At 66.6% G+C, this 21,800-nt stretch carries 17 protein-coding genes and 4 tRNA genes; 6 read left to right on the forward strand and 15 right to left on the reverse strand.

All coding sequences use genetic code 11. The features are described 5' to 3' along the window. Positions 1–62: 62 nt before the first annotated feature. Genes RIV12_RS02205 through RIV12_RS02215 form a run of 3 tightly spaced genes read left to right on the forward strand, consistent with a single transcriptional unit; the run spans position 63 to position 3,343 of the window. Positions 63–974 (forward strand): carbohydrate ABC transporter permease, encoded by a 912-nt coding sequence (locus RIV12_RS02205; protein WP_309321899.1) that lies wholly within the window; start codon positions 63–65, stop codon positions 972–974. A gap of 12 nt (positions 975–986) precedes the next feature. Continuing rightward, positions 987–1,940 (forward strand): carbohydrate ABC transporter permease, encoded by a 954-nt coding sequence (locus RIV12_RS02210; protein ID WP_075418993.1) that lies wholly within the window; start codon positions 987–989, stop codon positions 1,938–1,940. Between the two features lie 8 nt (positions 1,941–1,948). Continuing rightward, positions 1,949–3,343 carry an ABC transporter substrate-binding protein gene (locus RIV12_RS02215; protein WP_309321901.1) on the forward strand — a complete coding sequence of 465 codons (1,395 nt, stop codon included), beginning with the start codon at positions 1,949–1,951 and terminating at the stop codon, positions 3,341–3,343. Positions 3,344–3,410: 67 nt separating this feature from the next. Here the strand turns inward: RIV12_RS02215 and RIV12_RS02220 are convergent, their stop codons facing one another. The 7 genes from RIV12_RS02220 to pgsA form a co-directional block, all read right to left on the reverse strand. Beyond that, entirely contained in the window at positions 3,411–5,138 is a 1,728-nt protein-coding gene (locus tag RIV12_RS02220) for a formate--tetrahydrofolate ligase (RefSeq protein ID WP_309321902.1), read from the reverse strand. Between the two features lie 62 nt (positions 5,139–5,200). After that, entirely contained in the window at positions 5,201–5,698 is a 498-nt protein-coding gene (locus tag RIV12_RS02225; RefSeq protein WP_309321904.1) for a regulatory protein RecX, read from the reverse strand. Further along, on the reverse strand, positions 5,698–6,939 hold the full coding sequence (gene recA / locus RIV12_RS02230; protein WP_075418989.1) for a recombinase RecA: 1,242 nt from the start codon (positions 6,937–6,939) through the stop codon (positions 5,698–5,700). Before recA ends, RIV12_RS02225 begins: the two co-directional genes overlap by 1 nt. Positions 6,940–7,205: 266 nt before the next feature. Continuing rightward, positions 7,206–7,424 (reverse strand): DUF3046 domain-containing protein, encoded by a 219-nt coding sequence (locus RIV12_RS02235; protein WP_428978903.1) that lies wholly within the window; start codon positions 7,422–7,424, stop codon positions 7,206–7,208. Positions 7,425–7,554: 130 nt separating this feature from the next. Next, a complete protein-coding gene (locus tag RIV12_RS02240) occupies positions 7,555–7,965 on the reverse strand; it encodes a helix-turn-helix domain-containing protein (RefSeq protein WP_004565236.1) in 411 nt (136 codons plus the stop codon). A 161-nt stretch (positions 7,966–8,126) separates the two neighbouring features. Beyond that, positions 8,127–8,651 carry a CinA family protein gene (locus RIV12_RS02245; protein WP_309321975.1) on the reverse strand — a complete coding sequence of 175 codons (525 nt, stop codon included), beginning with the start codon at positions 8,649–8,651 and terminating at the stop codon, positions 8,127–8,129. A gap of 19 nt (positions 8,652–8,670) precedes the next feature. Beyond that, positions 8,671–9,291, reverse strand: a complete 621-nt coding sequence (gene pgsA / locus RIV12_RS02250; RefSeq protein WP_143224144.1) for a CDP-diacylglycerol--glycerol-3-phosphate 3-phosphatidyltransferase — start codon at positions 9,289–9,291, stop codon at positions 8,671–8,673. 255 nt (positions 9,292–9,546) lie between these two features. Here pgsA and RIV12_RS02255 point away from each other — a divergent pair, with 255 nt between their 5' ends. Beyond that, positions 9,547–10,935 (forward strand): CapA family protein, encoded by a 1,389-nt coding sequence (locus RIV12_RS02255; RefSeq protein WP_309321909.1) that lies wholly within the window; start codon positions 9,547–9,549, stop codon positions 10,933–10,935. Here RIV12_RS02255 and RIV12_RS02260 read toward each other — a convergent pair. The 3 genes from RIV12_RS02260 to RIV12_RS02270 form a co-directional block, all read right to left on the reverse strand. Further along, positions 10,924–13,836 carry a DNA translocase FtsK gene (locus tag RIV12_RS02260; RefSeq protein WP_309321910.1) on the reverse strand — a complete coding sequence of 971 codons (2,913 nt, stop codon included), beginning with the start codon at positions 13,834–13,836 and terminating at the stop codon, positions 10,924–10,926. The two genes, RIV12_RS02255 and RIV12_RS02260, sit on opposite strands and share 12 nt — an antisense overlap. A 144-nt stretch (positions 13,837–13,980) precedes the next feature. Continuing rightward, on the reverse strand, positions 13,981–14,916 hold the full coding sequence (locus RIV12_RS02265; RefSeq protein ID WP_309321911.1) for a PfkB family carbohydrate kinase: 936 nt from the start codon (positions 14,914–14,916) through the stop codon (positions 13,981–13,983). A gap of 18 nt (positions 14,917–14,934) precedes the next feature. Continuing rightward, complete coding sequence (locus RIV12_RS02270) at positions 14,935–16,569, reverse strand: ribonuclease J (protein WP_075419063.1); 1,635 nt, start codon at positions 16,567–16,569, stop codon at positions 14,935–14,937. A gap of 434 nt (positions 16,570–17,003) precedes the next feature. Between RIV12_RS02270 and RIV12_RS02275 the strand changes: the two genes are divergently transcribed. Beyond that, complete coding sequence (locus RIV12_RS02275) at positions 17,004–17,615, forward strand: polysaccharide deacetylase family protein (protein ID WP_309321913.1); 612 nt, start codon at positions 17,004–17,006, stop codon at positions 17,613–17,615. Positions 17,616–17,682: 67 nt separating this feature from the next. On the opposite strand, the gene RIV12_RS02280 is transcribed toward RIV12_RS02275, so the two are convergent. The 4 genes from RIV12_RS02280 to RIV12_RS02295 all read right to left on the reverse strand — a co-directional run bounded on the left by RIV12_RS02280 (position 17,683) and on the right by RIV12_RS02295 (position 18,079). Further along, positions 17,683–17,755: transfer RNA gene (locus RIV12_RS02280), tRNA-Glu, on the reverse strand. A gap of 48 nt (positions 17,756–17,803) precedes the next feature. Beyond that, positions 17,804–17,876 (reverse strand) — tRNA-Glu (locus tag RIV12_RS02285). 40 nt (positions 17,877–17,916) lie between these two features. Further along, positions 17,917–17,989 (reverse strand) — tRNA-Glu (locus tag RIV12_RS02290). A gap of 18 nt (positions 17,990–18,007) precedes the next feature. Next, positions 18,008–18,079 (reverse strand) — tRNA-Gln (locus RIV12_RS02295). A 268-nt stretch (positions 18,080–18,347) separates the two neighbouring features. On the opposite strand from RIV12_RS02295, the gene RIV12_RS02300 reads away from it, so the two are divergent. After that, a complete protein-coding gene (locus RIV12_RS02300) occupies positions 18,348–19,109 on the forward strand; it encodes a hypothetical protein (RefSeq protein WP_309321914.1) in 762 nt (253 codons plus the stop codon). Positions 19,110–20,073: 964 nt separating this feature from the next. Here the strand turns inward: RIV12_RS02300 and gltX are convergent. Beyond that, positions 20,074–21,690: a glutamate--tRNA ligase gene (gene gltX, locus RIV12_RS02305; RefSeq protein ID WP_309321916.1), complete on the reverse strand. Its 1,617-nt coding sequence runs from the start codon at positions 21,688–21,690 to the stop codon at positions 20,074–20,076. Positions 21,691–21,800 lie beyond the last annotated feature (110 nt).

A 21,800-nucleotide genomic window follows, 5' to 3' on the forward strand; every position in this document is an offset into this window, starting at 1 on the left:
TCCTGCCCCCATCCATTCGTCTTCGACCCGTTTTCCCACATCACCGTCGATTTGGAGACCCGATGTCAACCTCGACCCTGGTCGCACGACCATCGCGTCGGCAACGCAAGCCACGCTCCGACCTCAAGCTCGGCCTCGCCTTCATCCTCCCGGCGACGATCGGCCTCGTCGCCTTCTACATCTGGCCCCTCATCCGAGGCATCTGGTTGTCCTTCACCGAGTACAACCTCCTGACCCCCGAGGAGTTCACCGGCCTGGACAACTACAAACGCATGGTTCAGGACGACACCTTCTGGAACGCCGTCGTCGTCACCGTGGAGTACGTGGTCATCAATATCGGCCTGCAGACGATCCTGGCGCTCCTCATCGCCGTCCTCATGCAGCGCCTGACCCAGTCCACCTTCATACGATCCATCGTGCTGACGCCCTACCTGGTCTCCAACGTGGTCGCCGCCATGCTGTGGCTGTGGATCCTGGACAACACGTTGGGTATCACCAATCAGCTCCTGGAGTCCCTGACGGGCTCTGCCGTGGACTTCTTCTCCTCGTCGATGGCCATCCCCACCATCGCGATCATCAACGTGTGGCGGCACGTGGGCTACACGGCCCTGCTCATCTTCGCGGGCCTGCAGTCGATCCCGAGCACGGTCTACGAGGCCGGCAAGGTGGACGGCGCCAGCGAGTGGCGGATGTTCTGGAGGATCACCGTCCCGCTGCTGCGTCCCATCCTGGCACTCGTGCTCATCATGACGATGATCGGCTCCTTCCAGGTCTTCGACACCGTCTCGGTGGCCACCCAGGGCGGCCCCGTCAACGCCACCCGCGTGCTGCAGTACTACATCTACGACATGGCCTTCGGGCGCTTCCAGTTCGGATACGCCTCCGCCATGGCGGTGGGGCTGCTGCTCGTCCTGGCCGCGATCACGATCCTGCAGTACCGCATGACCCGTGCCGGCGAGACGGACCTGGACTGAGGAGGACCACCCATGACAACGACAACCGCATCCGTGTCCTCCGCAAAGTCCCCCAAGGCAGCTGCTGCGGCGTCCTCGGAGGCCCCCGGCCGCCGGCTCACCGTCGGCAAGGCCCTGGCCTGGGCGGCGATGATCCTCATCATGCTGTTCACGCTCCTGCCCTTCTACTGGGTCCTGCGTACGGCGCTGTCCTCCAACGCGGGCATCACGGCCCACCCCACCAGCCTGCTGCCGGTGGACATCAACCTGCGCGGCTTCGCCCGCGTCTTCGGCATGCAGTCCACCGAGGAGGCCCTGGCCGACGGCGGCAGCGGCGCAGCCATCAACTTCTGGCTCTACCTGCGCAACTCGGTCATCATCTCCACACTGGTCACCGTTGGGCAGGTCTTCTTCTCGGCGATGGCCGCCTACTCCTTCTCCCGCCTGCGCTGGAAGGGACGCGACACGGTCTTCGCCGTGTTCCTGGGAGCCCTCATGGTCCCCTCGATCTTCACGCTCCTGCCCAACTTCGTGCTGGTCAAGCAGCTCCACCTCATCGACACCTTCCTCGGGGTGGCGCTGCCGACCATGTTCATGACGCCCTTCGCGGTGTTCTTCCTCAAACAGTTCTTCATGAACATCCCGCGCGAGCTGGAGGAGGCCGCGCTGCTCGACGGAGCCTCCAAGGTACGGGTGTTCTTCACCCTCATCCTGCCCATGGCCAAGGCCCCGATCTCGACGCTGGCGATCCTGACCTACATCACGGCCTGGAACGACTACTTCTGGCCCCTGCTGGTCTCCTACACGGACTCCTCACGGGTCCTCACGGTGGCCCTGGCGGTCTTCCGCTCCCAGGCCCCGCAGACCGGTCCCGACTGGGCCGGGCTCATGGCCGCCACCCTGGTGGCAGCCCTCCCGATGCTCCTGCTGTTCATGGCCTTCGCCCGGCGCATCGTCAACTCCATCGGCTTTACCGGAATCAAGTGAGGCACCAGATGACGACTCAACCGATCAGCCCTCTTCGTTCCTCACTGTCGCGCCGCAGCCTCCTATGCGGCCTGGCCTCGGGCGCGGCCGCCCTGACCCTGGCCGCCTGCTCCGGCGGCTCAAGGAAGTCGGGATCCGGCGCCGTGGAGTACTGGATGTGGGACGCCAGCCAGCTGCCCGCCTATGAGGCCTGCGCCAAGGCCTTCGAGGCCAAGACCGGCATCAAGGTCAATATCACCCAGATCGCCTGGGGCGACTACTGGACCAAGCTGACGGCCGGTTTCATCGCCGGGACCGGACCGGACGCCTTCACCGACCACATCTCCAAGTTCGCCCAGTTCGTGGATCTGGAGGTCCTGGTCCCGCTGGAGAAGCAGGCCGCTTGGGCCGGTGTCGACGAGTCCGCCTTCCAGGAGGGCCTCATCGACCTGTGGAAGGGGGAGGACGGCCACCAGTACGGCTGCCCCAAGGACTGGGACACCGTGGCGGTCTTCTACAACCGGGACATGCTTACCCAGGCGGGCCTGACCGAGGCCGATCTGGCCGGCTGGTCCTGGAACCCCACTGACGGCGGAACCTTCGAGAAGATCCTCGCCCGCCTGACCGTGGACAAGAACGGCGTGCGAGGTGACGAGCCCGGTTTCGATAAGAATCGCGTGGCCGTCTACGGCCTGGGCATCCAGGACGCCGGCACCGGGGACGGCCAGACCCAGTGGAGTCCCTTCACCGGCTCGGCCGGCGACTGGTTCTATACGAACAAGGAAACGTGGGGGAACCACTACCGCTACGACGAGAAGGTCTTCCAGGACACGATGGACTGGTACTTCGGTCTGGTGGACAAGGGTTATATGCCTCCTCGTGGCGCCTTCTCCTCCACGACCAGCACCGATGTCCAACTCGGCAGCGGCAAGGTCGCCATGTGCTTCAACGGCTCGTGGATGTTCAGCACCTACGCCAAGCTCGACGTCAAGGTCGGGATCGCCGCGAACCCAGTGGGCCCCAGCGGCAAGTCGGTCTCCCTGTTCAACGGACTGGGCGACTCGATCTCCAAGCAGTCGGCCAACATCGACAATGCCTCCAAGTGGGTGGCCTTCCTGGGAACCGCCGAGGCGCAGGACATCGTGGCCTCTCACGGAATCGTCTTCCCGGCGATCGCCTCCTCCACTGACAAGGCAGTGAAGGTCTTCGAGGAAACTGGCCTGCCCACCAAGCCCTTCACCCAGCACCTGGAGGACAAGTCCACCTTCTTCTTCCCACTGACCTACTTCGGCGCGGACGTGGCCGCCATCATGAAGCCCGCGACGGACGACCTGTGGGCGAACCGGGTATCCGCCTCAACGCTGACGACGTACAACGAGCAGGTCAACCTCCTCTTCGAGACCTCCAAGCACGAGAAGAGCTGACAGCACGGTTGCTCCTGTCAAGTCACGGGCCGGGTCCGGCATATCGCCGGACCCGGCCCGTGACTTCTCAGCGCAGCCCCACGATCTCCCCGGTGACGACGTCGACGTCGATGCGCTCGGCGGCGGGGTGACTCGGTAGACCCGGCATGGTCGACAGGTTGCCGCAGATCGCGTAGACGTAGCCGGCCCCCGCGGCCAGACGCACCTCGCGCACCGGCAGGCGCCACCCGGTGGGCACGCCCTTGCGGCCGGGCTCGGCCGACAGGGACAGCGGGGTCTTGGCGACGACGACGGGCAGGTTCCCGAAGCCGTCACGCTCGTAGGCGTCCAGCAGCCTACCGGCGGCGGGGGTGTAGTCCACGCCGTCGGCGCCGTAGAGGTCGGCAACCTTGGCGATCTTGGTGCGCAGGTCGTCCTGTGGCTCGTAGGCAGGGTGGGTGGCGACCGGTTCGTCCGCCTCCTGACAGGCCTCGACGACGGCTCCGGCCAGGTCGAGGCACCCCTCGCCTCCCCTGGTGACGGGGTGACAGATCGCGACCCGGGCTCCGGCGTCGTGGGCGATGCGCCTCACCTCCTCGATCTCGCTGTCGTGGTCGGTGGGGAAGACGTTGACGGCCACGACCGGGGTGATACCGAAGCCCCGCACGATCTGCAGGTGCTTGAGCAGGTTGGCGGCGCCGGCGCGCACGTCCTCGATGTTCTCCTGGAGCATCTCCTCGGGAAGGTCCTTGCCGCTGACGAGGCGGTGGCGTCCGCTGTGGGCCTTGAGCGCCCTGATGGTGACCACGACGACGGCGGCACTCGGGTGCATACCGGAGACAGCACACTTGAGGTCGATGAAGCGCTCCAGGCCCATGTCGGATCCGAAGCCGGCCTCGGTGAGGATGTAGCCGCCGTCGTGGGCTCCTGCCGCGGCGACGCGGTCGGCGATGACCGAGGAGCATCCGGTGGCAATATTGCCGAAGGGGCCGGTGTGGACCAGGACGGGCGTGCCCTCACCGGTGCGCAGGAGGTTGGGCTCGAGCGCGTCGCGCAGGACGGCGCACATGACCCCTGCTGCCTTGAGGTCCTCGGCACTGATCCACTCCCCACTGCGATTGCGGCCGATGACGATGCGCCCCAGGCGATTGCGCAGGTCGGCCAGGTCCACAGCCAGAGACATGATGACCATGAGCTCGCTGGCCGGGGTGATGTCGAAGGAGGCCTGCCGGGTGACACCGTCGACTTTTGTCCCCAGGCCGGTCACGATATGGCGCAGGGCGCGGTCGTTGACGTCCAGGACCCGGGGCCAGGTGATGGTGCGCTCGTCGATGTCGAGCTCATTGCCGTGGTGCAGGTGGTTGTCGATCATCGCCGACAGGAGGTTGTGGGCGGCGGTGATGGCGTGAAAGTCGCCGGTCAGGTGCAGGTTCATCCGTTCGGCCGGCAGGATGCGGGCGCCCCCGGAGCCTCCGGCTCCGCCCTTGATGCCGAAGGTGGGTCCCATGGCCGACTGGCGCAGGGTGAGGACGGCCTGCTCTCCCAGACGGGTGAGCCCCTGGGCCAGTCCGATGGCCGTGGTCGTCTTGCCCTCGCCGAAAGGCGTCGGTGTGATCGCAGTGACGACGACGTAGTGGGCGGTACTCGCACCGCTGCTGCTCACGCGCTTGCTGGATTCCAGTACGCGCAGGTCGATCTTGGCCACATCACGGCCGTGGGGAATGACGTGCTCGGCGGCGATTCCCGCTGAGGCCGCCAACGTTTGGAGGTCAACCGGGACGTGGGGGCCGCCAGTAGCCGGAATCACCTGGGTCATGGGACAAGCCTAGTCGGCCGGAGAGAGCCTCGGGCTTCTCGAGGCCCGAACAGACCCGATTCTCAGTCCGGTTCCTCGGCATGAGCGGCAGCAATGGCCCGCATGGTCACTTCCCGGCTGTAACCCTTGCGCCCCAGCACGGCCGCGGTGCGGCGCCGGCGCACCTCCCAGGGCAGGTGGCGAGTGGCGGACAGCTTCTTGCGAGCCAGCGCCAGCGCCGCCGCGTCCTCGTCGTCGGAGCTGATCTGCCCGAGGGCCGCGGTGACGTCCCGCTCACCCAGTCCCTTGCGCCGCAGCTCCTCGGCGATGGCTCGTCTGGCCGCCCCCTTCTCCGCGAAGCGGGTGCGCGCCAGGCGGGCCGCATAGGCGGTGTCATCAATGACCCCGGCCGCCTCCAGACGGTCGAGGACCTCGGCGGCCACACGGGGGTCCACCTCCTTGCGCTCGAGCAGTTCCTCCAGGGCCGCACGAGGAGCCGCACTGCGGTCGAGGCGGCGCAGGACGATCTCCCGCGCCGCCTCGACCGCCTGCGCGTGGGCGTCAGGGATGAGCCAGGGCATCAGAACCCGCCGGCGTCCTCACCGAAGATGGTGTCCGGCTCATCCGACGACGCCTCCTTGGGCGTCTTCACGCTCTTGGACGCCTTAGCGGCGGCGGTGGTCTTCTTCCCTCGCCCCCGGGCGTTCTTGACCGCGCTCGTGGCGGCAGTGTCCCCGCTGTCCACCGGGACGGCGGCTGCAGCCACGGCCGCCTCGGCGGCGGCCATCTCCTCAGCCTCGCGGGCCTTGCGGCCGGGTTCGCCGATCCCCAGGGCCGCGAGGATCTTCTCCTCGATCTCGGCGGCCAGCTGCGGGTTGTCCTTGAGGAAGTTGCGGGCGTTTTCCTTGCCCTGACCGAGCTGGTCCTCCCCGTAGGTGAACCAGGCCCCCGACTTGCGCACCACGCCGTTGTCCACACCCAGGTCCAGCAGGCTGCCCTCACGGGAGATGCCCTGGCCGTAGAGGATGTCGAACTCGGCCTGCTTGAAGGGCGGCGCCATCTTGTTCTTGACGACCTTGACCCGGGTGCGGTTGCCCACGGGCTGGTCACCGTCCTTGAGCCCGCCGATGCGGCGCACGTCCAGGCGTACGGAGGCGTAGAACTTCAGGGCCTTCCCACCGGTGGTGGTCTCCGGGTTGCCGAAGAACACACCGATCTTCTCACGCAGCTGGTTGATGAAGATGGCGGTGGTGCCGGTGGAGGACAGTGCACCGGTGATCTTACGCAGCGCCTGGCTCATGAGGCGGGCCTGGAGACCGACGTGAGAGTCCCCCATCTCCCCCTCGATCTCGGCCTTGGGGACCAGGGCCGCCACGGAGTCGATGACGATGATGTCCAGACCGCCCGAGCGCACCAGCATGTCGGTGATCTCCAGGGCCTGCTCCCCGGTGTCCGGCTGTGAGACCAGGAGGTTGTCGATGTCGACGCCCAGGGCTTTGGCGTAGACCGGGTCGAGGGCGTGCTCGGCGTCGATGAAGGCCGCGTTCCCGCCGGCCCGCTGCGCACTGGCCACGGCGTGCAGGGCAACGGTGGTCTTTCCGGAGGACTCCGGCCCGTAGACCTCGATGATGCGTCCCCTCGGGAGTCCCCCGACTCCCAGAGCCACGTCGAGGGCAACCGATCCCGTCGGGATGACGGAGACCGGAGGACGGGTGTCGTCCCCCAGGCGCATGACGGATCCCTTACCGAAGCTCTTGTCGATCTGGGCGAGGGCTGTGGCCAGGGCCTTGGAGCGGTCCTGGGTCTGGCTGGCAGCAGGCATTGTTCTACCTCGGTTCTCAGGGCGGCGCGCAGCCGCGGCGGGCATGGCTGGTCAACTTCGGCGAGGTCCCCTCTCCGGGGCTCACCAACGACGGTATGCCTGACCACTGACATCTATCTCCGCCCCTCATCAGCCCTGTGGACTCAAGGGGCGTCGTCGTCGTTCGTGGAGAACAGTACCCGAACACCTGTTCGATCATGACATCATCGTCACGCGCGTGTCGGCGACCCCGAGCTCCACCTCACCGCCCTCACCGTCACCCGAGCTCATCGACGGGGATCAGAGCGGAAGATCCAACGCTCGGCATCCGAGCGCTCGGTCTCGTCGCACAGAAGGCCCCAGACCCGTTCCGGCGCCACACCGTCGTCGAGCGCCTGCACGCAGGTCATGCACAGTCCCGGAAGAACCAGGTCCTGTGCCAGCGATCGGCCATAGACCGGACCGAAGACCGTCTCGACGGCGTTCCAGAACTCCGAGTGCTTCACCACTCCCCCTTCCTCAACAGGCAACCCGGCGGCGAGTCCACTGATCGTGGCCCCACCGCCGGGAAGGTCGGCTCACTGGTAACGACCTCAGGCGCCGTGAGAGCACCGCGCTGAGGGCGTCAGCGGATGGTCACCGCAGGGCAACCCCCTGCTGACGCACGAGCTCATCGGGAACTGTGTCCGGAATCATGACGCCTTCGGTCAGGGCGATGCGGTCGGAGACCTCACGCAGCACCATGGACAGGGGGGCGTCAAGCGCCTGGCAGATGGAGGCGAGCAGCTCGGAGGATGCCTCCTTCTGGCCGCGCTCGACCTCGGAGAGGTACCCCAGGGAGACGCGGGCCTGCGAGGAGACCTCGCGCAGCGTACGCCCCTGGTGCTGTCGGACGCCACGCAGGACTTCTCCGATCTCGCGGCGCAGAACGACATTCTCGTGCTTCGGGGTGTCCACGGACACACCGTACCCTGCCCCGGGTCCCTGGCGCATCGGCATCCGGTTGTTGATCGGGCGAGTGGTGCGGGGGTGAGTCGTGTTGTTCATCGTCTAGCACAACCATTCACGTCGTGGATTCATTCCCGCCACGCGAGGCCAGCTCTCCGGCTCCGGTGACGTTGAGAACCACTCTACCGGCATTCCTGAGAGAAATCTGAAATACGTCTTAGTCTGTGGTCTGTAGTTGGTCAGTCGTCGATGAGAAGCACTCAGAGCCGTCTCCCACGACCTTCTTCCCGCAGAAAACCGATGGCCAGCTCGAACACCTCCATCACGGTGGCGCGCCGGATCTGCGAGCGGTCACCGCTCAGGTGCAGCTCGCGATGCTCCTCACCCCACGGACCGACGACGGCTATATGGACCGTTCCCGCCGGATGACCGTCGGCCGTCCCCGGCCCAGCCACCCCGGTGGTCGCCAGCCCCAGATCGGCCCCGAGGAGCCGGCGCACGCCGTACGCCATCTGCAGGGCGACATCGCGGTCCACCGGCCCGGTCCGCTCCAGGTGCGCGGCATCGACCCCGAGGACCTGCGCCTTGATCCGGGTGGCGTAGGCGACGACCGCTCCCACGAGCACACGTGAGGCACCGGGAACCTCCACCAGGCTGGAGGAGACCTGCCCGCCCGTCAGCGACTCGGCGATCGCCAGAGTCACCCCGAGCTCCGCGGCGGCGCGCAGGAGGGAGGTCGCGACGCGGGTGCAGTCCTCGACGTCGCGCGCACCCTCGATCACCATGGCTTCCGCCTCGGGACGGTCACTGGCCACTCGATCCATTCTGGCGGCTCAACCGCATCGCCTCGCGGACATAGTCCAGGCCGGTCACCACCGTGACGATGAGCGCTGCAGCCACGACGACATAGGCCGCCTTGGTCAGGAACGCGGCCAGGCCCGCGGGCAGCAGCGTGGACCAAGGCGTGAGCAGCCCGACCAGCCCCACCATCTGAAGGGTCGTCTTGATCTTGCCGCCGCGCGATGCCGCCATCACGGCGCGGCGCAGCATGAAGAAACGCATGACCGTGATGCCGAGCTCGCGCACGACGATGAGGATGGTGACCCACCACCACAGTCGGTGGTTGACGCTCAGCAGGACGAAGGCGGACAGGGTCAGCGCCTTGTCCGCGATGGGATCGGCGATCTTGCCGAAGGAGGTCACCAGCCCCCGCGAGCGCGCCAGCTGACCGTCAAGACGGTCCGTGAAGGCCGCCACGACGAAGACCACGACCGCGGCGAGCCCGGCCCTGTCCCCCGGCAGCAGGGAGAGCCAGATGAAAACGGGAACGAGCAGCAGGCGCAGCACCGTCAGTGCGTTGGCGACGTTGAGCAGCGGCGCCTGCTCTGACTGCGCGGCGCCGTCCGGGGCGGTCGGGGCGTTCATCAAGGTCAGCCTAGTCGTGCACGGCCTCTGGCCGACGGAGAAACCTCGATCCATCTTCTCGGACAACGTCGCATCCGCATGCCGCCACCGTGCGCGCCCTGACGCCGCCGCATGCGATGTACAACAGGGGCTCGGTAGTCACCCACGGTTCTCCGGCATTTCCGCACTTCTGCCTCATGCCGCTGAGAAGAGCACGGGCCGCACACATGCTGTTAAGGTTCAGTTCTTACATTCATCACCATCATGCTTCCCTCCATGCTTCTCTCACCATCTTTGGCAGCTTCCGACAACGTGGCTCCCCGGCACCGCGCCTCCGGGGAGCCACGTGACTCGCCGCGTACCGCACGTGTCGCCCACCGGCCACGAGGTCCGCTCCTCCTCACCGCCGCCGTTCTCACCGCGTCCGTCGTGCTGAGCGGCTGCTCGACGAGCTCGGATCAGTCTCTGCCGACTCAGTCTCCGGCTCCGTCCGGCTCCACCGGCACCAGCGGCTCGCAGGACGTGCACTTCACCGTGGGTTACGCCGGGGACGTCCTCATGCACATGCCGGTGATGGAATCCACTCCGGGAGCCTCAGGGGACATCACCGACAACGTTGCCGCTGAGACCCCCTGGGTCGAGGGCCTGGATCTGGCCCTGTGCGGCATGGAGGTTCCCGTCGCTCCGGACGGGATTTACTCGGGCTATCCCTCCTTCGGCACCTCTTCCGAGGTCGTCGGCGCCTTGGCCAGATCCGGGTGGGACGGCTGCGCGACCGCCTCCAACCACGCCGCCGACCGGGGTGAGGCCGGAGTCATCGCCACCCTGGACGCCCTGGACGCTCACGGGATGGGGCACGCGGGCACCTACCGGAGCAAGGAGGACGCTTCCGTGCCCTTCGCACTCTACGAGCTCGCACGGGGAGGGCGCACAGTGACCGTGGCCCAGATCTCCACGACCAAGGACCTCAACGGCCTCGACGATCCCACCGGACACTCGGTGTCGCTCAACGACGTCGGCGCCATCACGAAGGCAGCGAAGTCAGCCCGTGCGGCGGGTGCCGACCTTGTCGTCGTCCACTCCCAGATCGGTCAGGAGTACGAGACCACGCCCGATAACGATCAGGTCTCCTACGCCCGGTCTCTCGCCGACAGCGGGCAGGTCGACATCCTCTTCGGTGCTCATCCGCATGTGCCTCAGCCCGCCGAGAAGCTCTCCGGAGGAGTCGAGGGCAAGGGGATGTGGGTGTCGTACTCGGCCGGCAACTACATCTCCAACCAGGACGAAGGGTGCTGCGCTCCGCTGTCCGACGTCGGTCAGCTGGTCTGGGCCGACATCACTTCCCACGCCGACGGCTCGGTGAGCGTGGACAAGCTGAACTGGCACCCGTTCACGATGGATCAGGAGGGCGGCTACAAGGTCAGAGACCTGGCGGCCCTGCACAACGGTGAGCGTCCTGCCGGCCTGGGTCTGGGCAAGGAGGAGATCGATCGGCGCTGGAGCATGCTCACCTCAGACGTCAAGGACGCCTCGACCATGTCCACCACGCCACCGAAATCCACCGGACCGGCCCCGAAGATCCTCAGTCGGGAAGAGGTCATCAAACGAGCGGGAGCGCCCCTGGACCCTCCGGGCACGGCAGCGGCCTCCTCATCACCACGATGAGCCGCGGCCAGTGAGTGACCAGGCGTCCTCGGAGTCCTCCTCGGCGGACGTATCGTCCCAGGACTCCGACTCCGGCAGGCTCGAGGCGACCTCCAACGGATCCGTGCTGTAACGGTTCGCCGGCATGACCGCGGTACGAGGGTCACCCGAAGCGGGAGCCGACGGGACGTCGGAGCCGGGCTCGCCCTGAGAACCATCAGAGCTCTCGGGAGTCTCAGCGCTTCCGGGCGCACCGCCCTCACCCTTGATCCAGGCCAGGGTCTCCTCGAGCTGCTCAGGTTGGACGAGGACGTCGCGGGCCTTGGAGCCCTCAGAGGGGCCGACGACCTCGCGGGACTCCAGCAGGTCCATGAGACGTCCGGCCTTGGCGAAGCCGACACGCAGCTTGCGCTGGAGCATGGAGGTGGAGCCGAACTGACTGGAGATGATGAGCTCGGCGGCCTGCAGGAGCAGGTCCATGTCGTCGCCGATCTCCTCGTCGATCTGCTTCTTGACCTCCGGGACGACGACATCCTCGCGGTACTCGGGTGTCAGCTGGGACTTGACGTGCTCGACGACGGAGCGGATCTCGGACTCGGTGACCCAGGAGCCCTGGATGCGCACCGGCGTCGAGGCGCCCGGTCCCAGGTAGAGGGCATCGCCCTGGCCGGTGAGCGTCTCGGCACCGTTCTGGTCGAGGATGACCCGGGAGTCCAGCTGCGAGGCCGTGGCGAAGGCCAGGCGCGAGGGCACGTTGGACTTGATGAGGCCGGTGACCACCTGGGCGACGGGTCTCTGGGTGGCCAGGACCAGGTGGATCCCGGCGGCACGGGCCAGCTGGGTGATGCGCTGGATGGATGCCTCCACGTCCTTGGGGGCGGTCATCATGAGATCGGCGAGCTCGTCGACGACGACCAGGAGGTAGGGGTAGGGGCTCAGCTCCCGCTGGGAGCCCGGCAGGGGCTGGACCTCTCCGGCGCGCACCGCCTTGTTGAAGTCGTCGATGTGCTTGAAGCCGAAGGAGGCCAGGTCGTCGTAGCGGGCATCCATCTCCCGCACCACCCACTCCAGGGCCTCGGCCGCCTTCTTCGGGGAGGTGATGATCGGGGTGATGAGGTGCGGGATGCCCTCGTAGATGGTCAGCTCCACCCGCTTGGGGTCCACCAGCACCATGCGCACCTCCTCGGGCGTGGCACGCATCATGATCGATGTGATCATCGAGTTGACGAAGGAGGACTTACCCGAACCGGTCTGGCCGGCCACCAGCAGGTGCGGGGTCTTGGCCAGGTTGGTGACGACGTAGTCGCCCTCCACGTTCTTGCCCAGCCCGACCACCAGCGGGTGCGCCTGCTTGCGCGCGGCCTGGGAGCGCAGAACGTCACCGAGCTTGACCATCTCCCGGTCGCTGTTGGGGATCTCGATGCCGATGGCGCTCTTGCCCGGAATGGGGGTCAGCAGACGGATCTCGTCGGAGGCCACCGCATAGGCGATGTTCTTCTCCAGCCCCGTGATACGGGAGACGTTGACCCCCCGGCCCCGGTGGACCTCGTAGCGGGTGACCTGAGGACCGCGTGTGTAGCCGGTGACCGTGGCGTCCACGTTGAACTCGGAGAAGACGTTCTGCAAGGACTCGACAATGGCGTCGTTGGCGGGGGTGCGGGTGGAGTGCCCCGGGCCGGGGCCGAGCAGCGCGTCCTCGGGCAGGGTGTAGGTCGAGCCGTCGGGCAGGGCCATGTTGCTCAGGTCGCTCATGGCGATCTGGTCGGCGAGGTCGGGCTCCTCGAACGGGGCCGCGGGGGTCTCCTCGGTGACGGCGTCGAAGCCGGACGGTGACTGCGGGGCAGAGCGCTTGGGCGATGAGGGCTTGCGCTGTCCCCCAGCGGCCGAGCCGGCCACCGCGGGGCCACCTGTCGGGCCGGCCGGCCTGGTCCGGGTGGGAGAGGCGGCCGAGGGTGCCGAGGAGGCAACGGCGTCGCTCTCCTCACCCATGTCCGGGACGACGAAGGCGGCATTCTCCGAGTGGCCGTCGGGATCGCCGCCCGGTTCGAAGAGATCGGTGATCGCCGTCTGCTGGGCCTCTCGGTCAGCCGAGCGCTTACGCCGACCACTGCCCCGCTTGCGGGAGGCCGACTCCTCCACCTCCAGGGCGGAGCGGAAGGGCTCGTCGCCGTCGTAGGAGTCCAGGAGCGCCGTCTGATCCGGATCGCCTCCCGAGGCACCGGCGCGCCCGGAGCCTCCACGCGCCCGTCCGAGCAGGCGCCGGGCCAGGGAGTCACCGGAACCACCGGCGCCGTGGGATGCCTCGTCACCGTCCGCGGTCCGGTACTGCTCCAGCAGCTCACGGATCTCGGCAACGGTCTTGCCGGACATGACCAGGGCGGAGAACACAGTCAGGAGGATGAACAGGATGAAGGCCCCCACGGAGGAGAACAGCGCCGCCAGGGGGTAGCCCACCAGCCACCCCAACAGCCCTCCGGCACTCTCCAGGCCGCCGATATTGCCCCTGAGGACCGGGTTACCGCTGCCGACCTGGATCATTCCGGTCAGAGCCGTCAGCAGTCCCAGGCAGCCCACGGAGACCCGCGCGTGCACCGCACCCAGGCTGTGGACCCGGAGCATGGCGACCCCCAGCGCCGCCAGGAGCGGGGGCACGAAGACGCCCAGGACACCAACGGGACCCGCAGCGATGTGGTGCAGGAGATCACCTGCGGCCCCGGAGATCCCGAACCACTCGCGCAGCGCCAGAACCGCAGCGAGGGCCAGGATGAGGAAGGCCCAGCCGGTACGGCGGTAGCGCCCACCGGAGGGGCCCGTACCGGGCGCGGCGAAGGGAGCGGCCCCGGGAGCGGAGCCACCTCGATTACGCCCTCTGCCGGTTCCCGACGACGGCGCAGATGTTCTCGTGGTGCGACGATTGGCCATGATGCTCTAGAAACTATCGGATTCTTGCTCTCAACGGCCTTGCCACGCCGCCTGCGCCGGCCGGAGACACGTCACCTTCTCGGTGCCGTAGCTCGATGAGGGGCTCATCCCCTGGCGAGAGGGACTGCCGCGGCCCAGGACCTCTCAGGCCCTCTCGTCACCGGCCCGGAGGAACTCATCGATCGCCTCACGCAGCGGCGCCTGGGCCGGGCCGGTGCACGCAACAGCGTGGGCTGCGGCCGCATTGGCACGCCTGGCCGCCTCAACAACGTCGAGCCCGTCAAGAAGGCCGGCGACCAGGACACCGGTATGCGTGTCTCCCGCACCCGTCGTGTCCACGACCTCACGCACGAAACCGGGGACCTCGATCGCCTCGCCGCCCACCGGGTGGAGAACGCAGCCGTGGACGCCGGTACGATGGACGATCAGCGCTTGCGGACAGGCCTCTCGAATGGCGTTCGTACCGCCCAGGCGCTCCTCGAGCCGGCTCATCTCCAGGTCGTTCCCGGTCAGCATCGTCGCTCGAGCCAGCAGTGGCAGAAGCACCTGGTCAGGGATATCGGGCTGGACCGGGCCAAGGTCGATCACCAGCCCGACGCCGTCGGGGATCGACAGGAGCCAGTCGACCAGGATGCCGCGGCTCGTGTGGTGGGCGAGGTCGTAACCGGTGGCGTAGACCCAGTCCCCGGCTCTCAGGTCGATGCTCTCGAGGTCCTCGCGCTGGGGCTCTCCCTCGACGCCCGCGGTGGTGATGAAGGTACGTCGGCCGGAGGGCTCGATAAGAGCGGTGCAGGTGCCGATGTCCCCGACAAGCTCCTCGACGAGCAGCTCGACCCGGTCCAGGTGCATCGACTCACGTACCCGCGCGGAGTTGGGACCGGTTCCCAGGGTCGCGGCCAAGGCAGTGGGGACGCCCTGCCGGGCCGCGGCCGAGACCACGGTGTACCCACCACCGACGACCGGACCTGACGACGCCCCGGTGATCGCCCCTCCCGGCGTCGGCACACGGCTGACGTGGAGGGGGATGTCGATGAGGATGGATCCTGTGGATATGAAGCACGCGGGCCGGAACAGAGTCATGCAGTAAGCACCCTCCTGCTATGCCTCGACGACGACCGGGACGATCATGGGACGGCGCCTGAGACGGCGCCCGATCCAGCGTCCCAGGGTGCGGCGCATGACCTGCTGGAGGGAGTAGGCGTCCGCCTTCCCGGTCTCCAGCGCGGCGGACAGGGCCTCGGTCACATCGGGAAGGATCTCCTCGAAGACCGAGTCGTCCTCGGCCACGCCCCGCGCCTGGATGTGAGGACCGGCCAGGATCGTCCCGGTTGTGGTCTCCACCACGGCATAGACGGAGACGAAGCCCTCCTCCGCCAGGATGCGGCGGTCCTTGAGCTCGGCCTCATCGATCTCCCCCACTGAGGAGCCGTCGACGTAGATGTAGCCGCAGGGCACCTGGCCGGCGATGCGGGCCACTCCCCCGTCCAGGTCGACGGCCACGCCGTCCTCGCACAACATGACCCGCTCAGGGGCGATTCCTGTCTTGACGGCGAGCCCACCGTTGGCCACCAGATGACGGATCTCACCGTGAATGGGCATGACGTTGCGGGGCTGGACGATGTTGTAGACGTGGAGCAGCTCCTCGGACGAGGCGTGTCCGGAGACATGGACTTTGGCATTGCCCTGATGGACCACGCGCGCACCCAGACGCATGAGCTGGTTGATGACCCGGAAGACGGAGTTCTCGTTGCCGGGGATGAGGGAGGAGGCGAAGATGACGGTGTCGCCGGGCTCAATGGTGACGCTGCGGTGCTCGGAGTGGGCCATCCGGGACAGGGCCGCCATCGGCTCACCCTGCGAGCCGGTGACCATGAGGACTCTCTCGTGCGGGGGCAGCGAGGTGATGTCGCGGGCATCGATGAGGACGCCGGCGGGGACCTTGAGGTAGCCACGCTCGGAGGCGATACCCATGTTGCGAACCATGGAGCGCCCCACGAGGGCGACCCGCCTGCCGTGCAGGGCGGCCGCGTCGAGGACCTGCTGGACCCGGTGGACGTGGCTGGCGAAGGATGCCACGACGATCTGCCCGTCGGAGTCGGCGAAGACATTGTCCAGGACCTGGCCGATCTCGCCCTCATGGCCGACCATGCCGGGGACCTCGGCGTTCGTGGAGTCCACGCAGAACAGGTCGACGCCCTCCTCACCGAAGCGGGCGAAGGAGCGCAGGTCCGTGATGCGCCCGTCGATGGGCAGGGAGTCCATCTTGAAGTCACCGGTGGCCAGGACGTTGCCGGCATCGGTCCGGATCATGACGGCCATGGCGTCGGGGATGGAGTGGTTGACGGCCACGAACTCCAGGTCGAAGGGGGCGTAGGAGACCTCCTCATGCTCAATGACCTGGCGCAGCACCGGGCGAATACGGTGCTCCTTGAGCTTGGCCTCCACGAAGGCCAGAGTGAGCTCACTTCCCACCAGGGGGATGTCCTCACGCAGCCGCAGCAGGTACGGCACGCCCCCGATGTGGTCCTCGTGCCCGTGGGTCAGGACCAGGGCGACGACGTCGTCGATACGGTGCTCGATGGAGGAGAAGTCGGGAAGGATGAGGTCGACGCCCGGCTGATCCTCCTCGGGGAAGAGCACACCGCAGTCGACGATGAGCAGCTTGCCGTCCAGCTCGAAGACGGTCATGTTACGGCCGACCTCACCCAGGCCCCCCAGGGGAGTGATGCGCATGGCGCCATCAGCGAGGGGGCCGGGGGTCTTCAGCGCGGGAAAGTTCGTCACGCGGGCATCCTACCGAGGATGCTCTGATTATCGATTGATACGGTGCGATCCAGTTCGATTCCGTCGCGGTTCCGCAACGTTCTGACCAGTGGCGCAGAGGCCTGTCGGGATCGCTCTACGATGTACCGGTGACAACCAAGAGCCTGCCGGATGATCGCGTCAGGAACCCCACAATCCCTCCGTCACTCGAGCCACGGTTGACTCTCACCGCCAAGAAGAGCCGGCGGGGCCTCCTGGGGAGGGCCGCCCTGGCAACGACGGCGGCCATCCTTGGCGCGGGCACCGGCGCAGAAGCCACTCACTGGCACGACACCCGACTCTCTCCCACGGCAAGAACGGCCCCTCGCCCCGCGGCCCCCGGCAGCGCGCTCGGGACACGAGTGGTGTTTCAGACCGGAGGGGAGTCCGGAAAGCTGGCGCTGACCTTCGACGACGGGCCAGACCCTCGTTGGACTCCACGTGTGCTCGACATGCTGGCGAGGTTGCACGTACGGGCAACCTTCTTCGTTCTGGGATCAGCGGTGAAGGCCCATCCCGAGCTGATCGCGCGGGAGGTCGCCGAGGGGCATGAGGTCGCGGTCCACAACTGGGTGCACACCGACGTCTACGGTGTGAGCTTCTCGGAGCTGAACGACTCGGTGAGCCGGACGTGCGAGGCGATCATGGCGGCCGGAGCACCCTCTCCACGCCTGTGGCGGCCCCCTTACGGCCGAGTTGACGCACCGGCCATGATGATTGCCGCGCAGAGGAGGATGGACCTGTTGCTGTGGAGCGTTCACACGCCATCGGCGTTGGCGGCCGGCGCCGTCAAGGACGTTGCCGGCGCTGGATCGGTGGTGCTGTGCCACGACGGGCGCACGCAGCCCTCCGAGGCCCTGTTCTCCGCCCTGGAGGGAGCCGTGCGCTCACTGCTGGAGCGAGGACTCACCGTCACAACAGGCAGCGACCTACTGGCCTCCGCGCCACAGGCAGCTGAGCTCCAGTCACCCGCATAAGCGGGTCTCACCGCTAAAACACGAGGCGTCTGCTCCACCATGCGGTGGAGCAGACGCCTCGCCCTCGTACCCCCAGCCGGATTCGAACCGGCGCCGCCGCCGTGAGAGGGCGGTGTCCTAGGCCACTAAACGATGGGGGCCTGCTATGCAGTTGTGAACCAGCAGACCTGGTCGGCCTCCTTGATCCGTACCCCCAGCCGGATTCGAACCGGCGCCGCCGCCGTGAGAGGGCGGTGTCCTAGGCCACTAAACGATGGGGGCCTTGACAGCCCGGATGCCGAAACCGACAACCGGACCTTCGTACCCCCAGCCGGATTCGAACCGGCGCCGCCGCCGTGAGAGGGCGGTGTCCTAGGCCACTAAACGATGGGGGCCACAGATCAACAGATCCGCTGGGGTACCAGGACTCGAACCTAGAATAACTGAACCAGAATCAGTCGTGTTGCCAATTACACCATACCCCAAGGGGCTTCCCTCGGAACGAATCACGCCCGAGGCAGCGGGCAGTAATCTACACGCCCACCCCCGCCCCACCAAATCACCAGGAGGTGAAGACCGACACACAGAAGGAAGCCAGACCCTCCTCCCTCCACCCTCCTGATCACGGCTTCGCACAGCCCCTCGCAGCCGGTATCGCACATCCCGCCCGAGTACTCACCACCGAGCCCGCCTCCAGGGGCATCCCCTAGACTCCCCCTAGTTCCTGCTCACCCCACCTCTTTGGGATGCCATATGCCCACCCAACTGCAGCACCATCGCCATGCAGGTCGCAACCCCTGCAGCACTCGCCTCCTCACCCTTGGACTGACCCTGACCGCAGCCCTCTCACTGAGCGCCTGCGGACCCGCCCACAAGGGACAGCTGAGCGTCGAGCCCGCAGGCGCCTCCGCCGAGGCCAGCACCTCCGGCTCGGGCGCGCCTTCCAAGACGCCGGCCCCAACGCCGTCGGCAGCACCTTCCTCAACGACCTGGACGGCCCCGAATGTCACGATCTCCAATGACACCACCGGCACGTGGCGCCGAAAGGACGACATACTCAAACAGCCGATCGAGACATCGTCAGAAATCAGCCAGGCCTACAATTTCGACGCAGGAGGATGCCTGGCCATTATTTTTTACAAAGCAAACCAAACAATCTACGACGAAAGAGGAAGGGGCGGAGACAACACCACATCCTCTGTTAAGATACAAGAGACGATGCCGAACCACAGTTCTTTCTCAGTGACCTCGGGGCCGACTCCGGTCGAAGCCGTGCCGGACGACAGCGGAACGCTCCCCGGATATGAAATCGGATACACAGCCAATGTCAAATACGCCAGCGGCTCAACCGGCGATGTGGCAGGATATCGTTTCTTCCGGCAGATCAGTGACCGGGGCGTCACCCTTGAAATCTTCCTCGAGTGCGAGCCAGACAAGCTCGCCTCCTCCGATACGTGGCATCAGTTCCTGTCCTCGACACGAGTGGCGGGACTCGATGCCGGGGCCATGGGATAGATGAGCCCCGGCACTGAACCCCAGCACCTGCCCTCCTCCCTCCGCACCACTAGGAGAGCCGCATTGTCTCGTCCGGCGCAGCGCCATCGCCAGCCACTCCTCTCCCACAACGCGCCTTCCAGAGCTCGTCGCCTCACTCTGGGACTGTGCCTGGCAGCCAGTCTCACGCTGAGTGCCTGCGGCCCCGCCCACAAGGGGCAGCTGCGCGTCGAGCCCGCAAGAGCCTCTGCCGAGGCCAGCGCCTCCAGCTCGACCACGTCGCCCAGGACTTCGAGCTCGCCACCGTCGAAGTCTCCGTCCGCGCCGGCCACCTGGTCACGACCATCAGTCACCTTCGCCAACGAGGACACGTCCGTCTGGTCCCGGAATGACGATCTGGCTGACACTTCCAAGAACTCCAACGACCTTCACAGCGAAGGATATGAATTCAACGACGGAAAAGGCTGTCAGGGATACATCAGCCAACAAATATCTGAAGAATTTTTCAGCTCCACCCCCACAGACGATCTGGACTCAAAGACTTTTGTCACAACTAAGTCCGGGGACTTCGCAACCTTTCAGACCACCAGCGCACCCTCCATCGTCGAAGCAGTACGTGACAACAATGGAACGATGCCCGGTTACGAAGTATCATTCAGTGGCAACGTCAACTTCTCTGACGCTCCGAATACTCCCGTCGTAGGGTATCGATTCAACAGGATCGTCGAGAAGGAGGGGTACGTTCTATATGCTGTAGTTTTCTGCCCGACAGACTCATCGGCGTCCTTGGATCAGTGGCACACGATCCTGGCGGGCATCCGGGTCCAGGGAGTCGACGCCGGAGCCATGTGACACCCTCAGGAAGTCACCGGGATCCTCTGAGGGCGCTGCTCGCGAGGCGTCTCGCGCACGATAAGCCGAGTGGGGTCAGGAACACGACGTTCCTGACCCCATCACCATTCGCATGAGAGTAACCGGCAGCGTGTCACCCGAGCCGCGCTCGAAGAGCCTTCAGCCTGGCGAGGGCGGAGTCGGTTCCGAGGATCTCCATGGACTCGAACAAGGGCGGAGACACCTGTCGCCCGGTCACCGCAACGCGCAACGGACCGTAGGCGAGACGCGGTTTGATCCCCTCGCCGTCGGGCATGCCCCGTCCTTCGACGATGGCGGCCTTGAGGACGTCCTCCAGATGGTCCTTGTCCCACCGCTCGGGGCTGAGCCCCTCCAGGGCACGGATGCCCGCTTCCAGCACGTCACCGGCCGAGTCCTTGAGCTTGCCCAGTGCTTTGTCATCCATGGCGAGATCGTCGTCCGACACGAAGAGGAAGCCGAGCATGTCGCGGCTCTCACGCAACAGTTGGATCCGCGTCTGGATGAGAGGGGCGGCCGCATTGAGGATCTCCTGCTCCCGTACGGTGAGTCCGTCGAAGGAGTCCGCCGAGACCAGTGGCACCTGAGCGGTCTCGCCAGTCGGGTCGGGGTAGGCGTCGGCGAGGTAGGGCACCAGCCGGTCCCGGAAGTCGGTCTCCTCCAGTGCACGCACCTGCTCGGCATTGATGGCCTCGCACTTCTTGGGGTCGAAGCGGGCCGGGTTGGGGTTGACGTCATGGACGTCGAAGGCCCCGATCATCTCCGCGGCTGAGAAGACGTCGCGGTCTGCGCTCAGTGACCACCCCAGGAGGGCCAAGTAGTTGAGGAGCCCCTCGGGGATCATGCCCCGGTAGCGGTGGATGAGGAGGTTGGACTGAGGGTCTCGCTTGGACAGCTTTCGGTTGCCCTCCCCCATGACGTAGGGCAGGTGCCCGAACTCGGGCACGGCCTGAGCCCGCCCGATAGCCATGAGGGCGCGGTAGAGGACTACCTGTCGCGGAGTGGAGGACAGCAGGTCCTCACCGCGCAGAACATGGGTGATGCCCATGGCGGCGTCGTCAACGGGATTGACCAGTGTGTAGAGAGGCTCGCCACCTGCACGCACGACGACGTAGTCCGGCACGCTGCCGGCTTTGAAGGTGATAGGGCCTCGGACCAGGTCGGTGAAGGTGATGTCCTCCTCCGGCATCCGCATCCGCAGGACGGGCAGGCGCCCCTCGGCGCGGAAGGCGTCCTTCTGCTCCTGGGTCAGATCGCGGTCGAAGCCGTCGTAGCCGAGCTTGGGGTCCTCACCGCGCTCACGGTGACGGGCCTCGATCTCCTCCGGGGTGGAGAAGGACTCGTACAGGTAGCCCGCCTCCAGCAGCTCGGCGGCCACCTCCTTGTACAGCCCCATACGCTGGGACTGACGGTAGGGCTCATGAGGACCGCCCTTGCCCACACCCTCGTCCCAGTCCAGCCCCAGCCAGGTCAGGGAGTCCAGGATGGCGTCGAAGGACTCCTCGGAGTCACGGGCGGAGTCCGTGTCCTCGATCCGGAAGACGAAGGTGCCGCCGGTATGACGGGCGTAGGCCCAGTTGAACAGACAGGTGCGCACCATGCCCACGTGAGGGGTTCCCGTGGGTGAGGGACAGAAACGTACGCGCACGGACGATGAGCCCTGCTCCGGGACGCTGGACGCAGCTGCGGGCTCAGGACGGAAGGCGGATGAGTGATCACTGAGTTCAGGCATGATGGAGTCAGGATAGTCCTCTGAGGCCGCGCCCAGGGAACAGGTCGGGGAACCTCCTGGAAGAGGTTCCCCGACCTGCCGTGCCGCACGGCTCATGGGCTCCACCGAGA

The organism is Actinomyces stomatis, from assembly GCF_031292835.1.
Taxonomy (GTDB): domain Bacteria; phylum Actinomycetota; class Actinomycetes; order Actinomycetales; family Actinomycetaceae; genus Actinomyces; species Actinomyces stomatis.

Excerpts from the sequence above, each read along its gene's own strand:
- RIV12_RS02245 (WP_309321975.1), bottom strand. The coding sequence starts at position 8,651 with ATGGTGATCGAGGGTGCGCGCGACGTCGAGGACTGCACCCGCGTCGCG.
- RIV12_RS02265 (WP_309321911.1), bottom strand. The coding sequence starts at position 14,916 with ATGACTCTGTTCCGGCCCGCGTGCTTCATATCCACAGGATCCATCCTC.
- RIV12_RS02255 (WP_309321909.1), top strand. The coding sequence starts at position 9,547 with ATGCTTCTCTCACCATCTTTGGCAGCTTCCGACAACGTGGCTCCCCGG.
- RIV12_RS02215 (WP_309321901.1), top strand. The coding sequence starts at position 1,949 with ATGACGACTCAACCGATCAGCCCTCTTCGTTCCTCACTGTCGCGCCGC.
- gltX (WP_309321916.1), bottom strand. The coding sequence starts at position 21,690 with ATGCCTGAACTCAGTGATCACTCATCCGCCTTCCGTCCTGAGCCCGCA.
- pgsA (WP_143224144.1), bottom strand. The coding sequence starts at position 9,291 with ATGAACGCCCCGACCGCCCCGGACGGCGCCGCGCAGTCAGAGCAGGCG.
- RIV12_RS02260 (WP_309321910.1), bottom strand. The coding sequence starts at position 13,836 with ATGGCCAATCGTCGCACCACGAGAACATCTGCGCCGTCGTCGGGAACC.
- recA (WP_075418989.1), bottom strand. The coding sequence starts at position 6,939 with ATGCCTGCTGCCAGCCAGACCCAGGACCGCTCCAAGGCCCTGGCCACA.
- RIV12_RS02210 (WP_075418993.1), top strand. The coding sequence starts at position 987 with ATGACAACGACAACCGCATCCGTGTCCTCCGCAAAGTCCCCCAAGGCA.
- RIV12_RS02240 (WP_004565236.1), bottom strand. The coding sequence starts at position 7,965 with ATGAACAACACGACTCACCCCCGCACCACTCGCCCGATCAACAACCGG.
- RIV12_RS02225 (WP_309321904.1), bottom strand. The coding sequence starts at position 5,698 with ATGCCCTGGCTCATCCCTGACGCCCACGCGCAGGCGGTCGAGGCGGCG.
- RIV12_RS02270 (WP_075419063.1), bottom strand. The coding sequence starts at position 16,569 with ATGCGCATCACTCCCCTGGGGGGCCTGGGTGAGGTCGGCCGTAACATG.
- RIV12_RS02300 (WP_309321914.1), top strand. The coding sequence starts at position 18,348 with ATGCCCACCCAACTGCAGCACCATCGCCATGCAGGTCGCAACCCCTGC.
- RIV12_RS02220 (WP_309321902.1), bottom strand. The coding sequence starts at position 5,138 with ATGACCCAGGTGATTCCGGCTACTGGCGGCCCCCACGTCCCGGTTGAC.
- RIV12_RS02205 (WP_309321899.1), top strand. The coding sequence starts at position 63 with ATGTCAACCTCGACCCTGGTCGCACGACCATCGCGTCGGCAACGCAAG.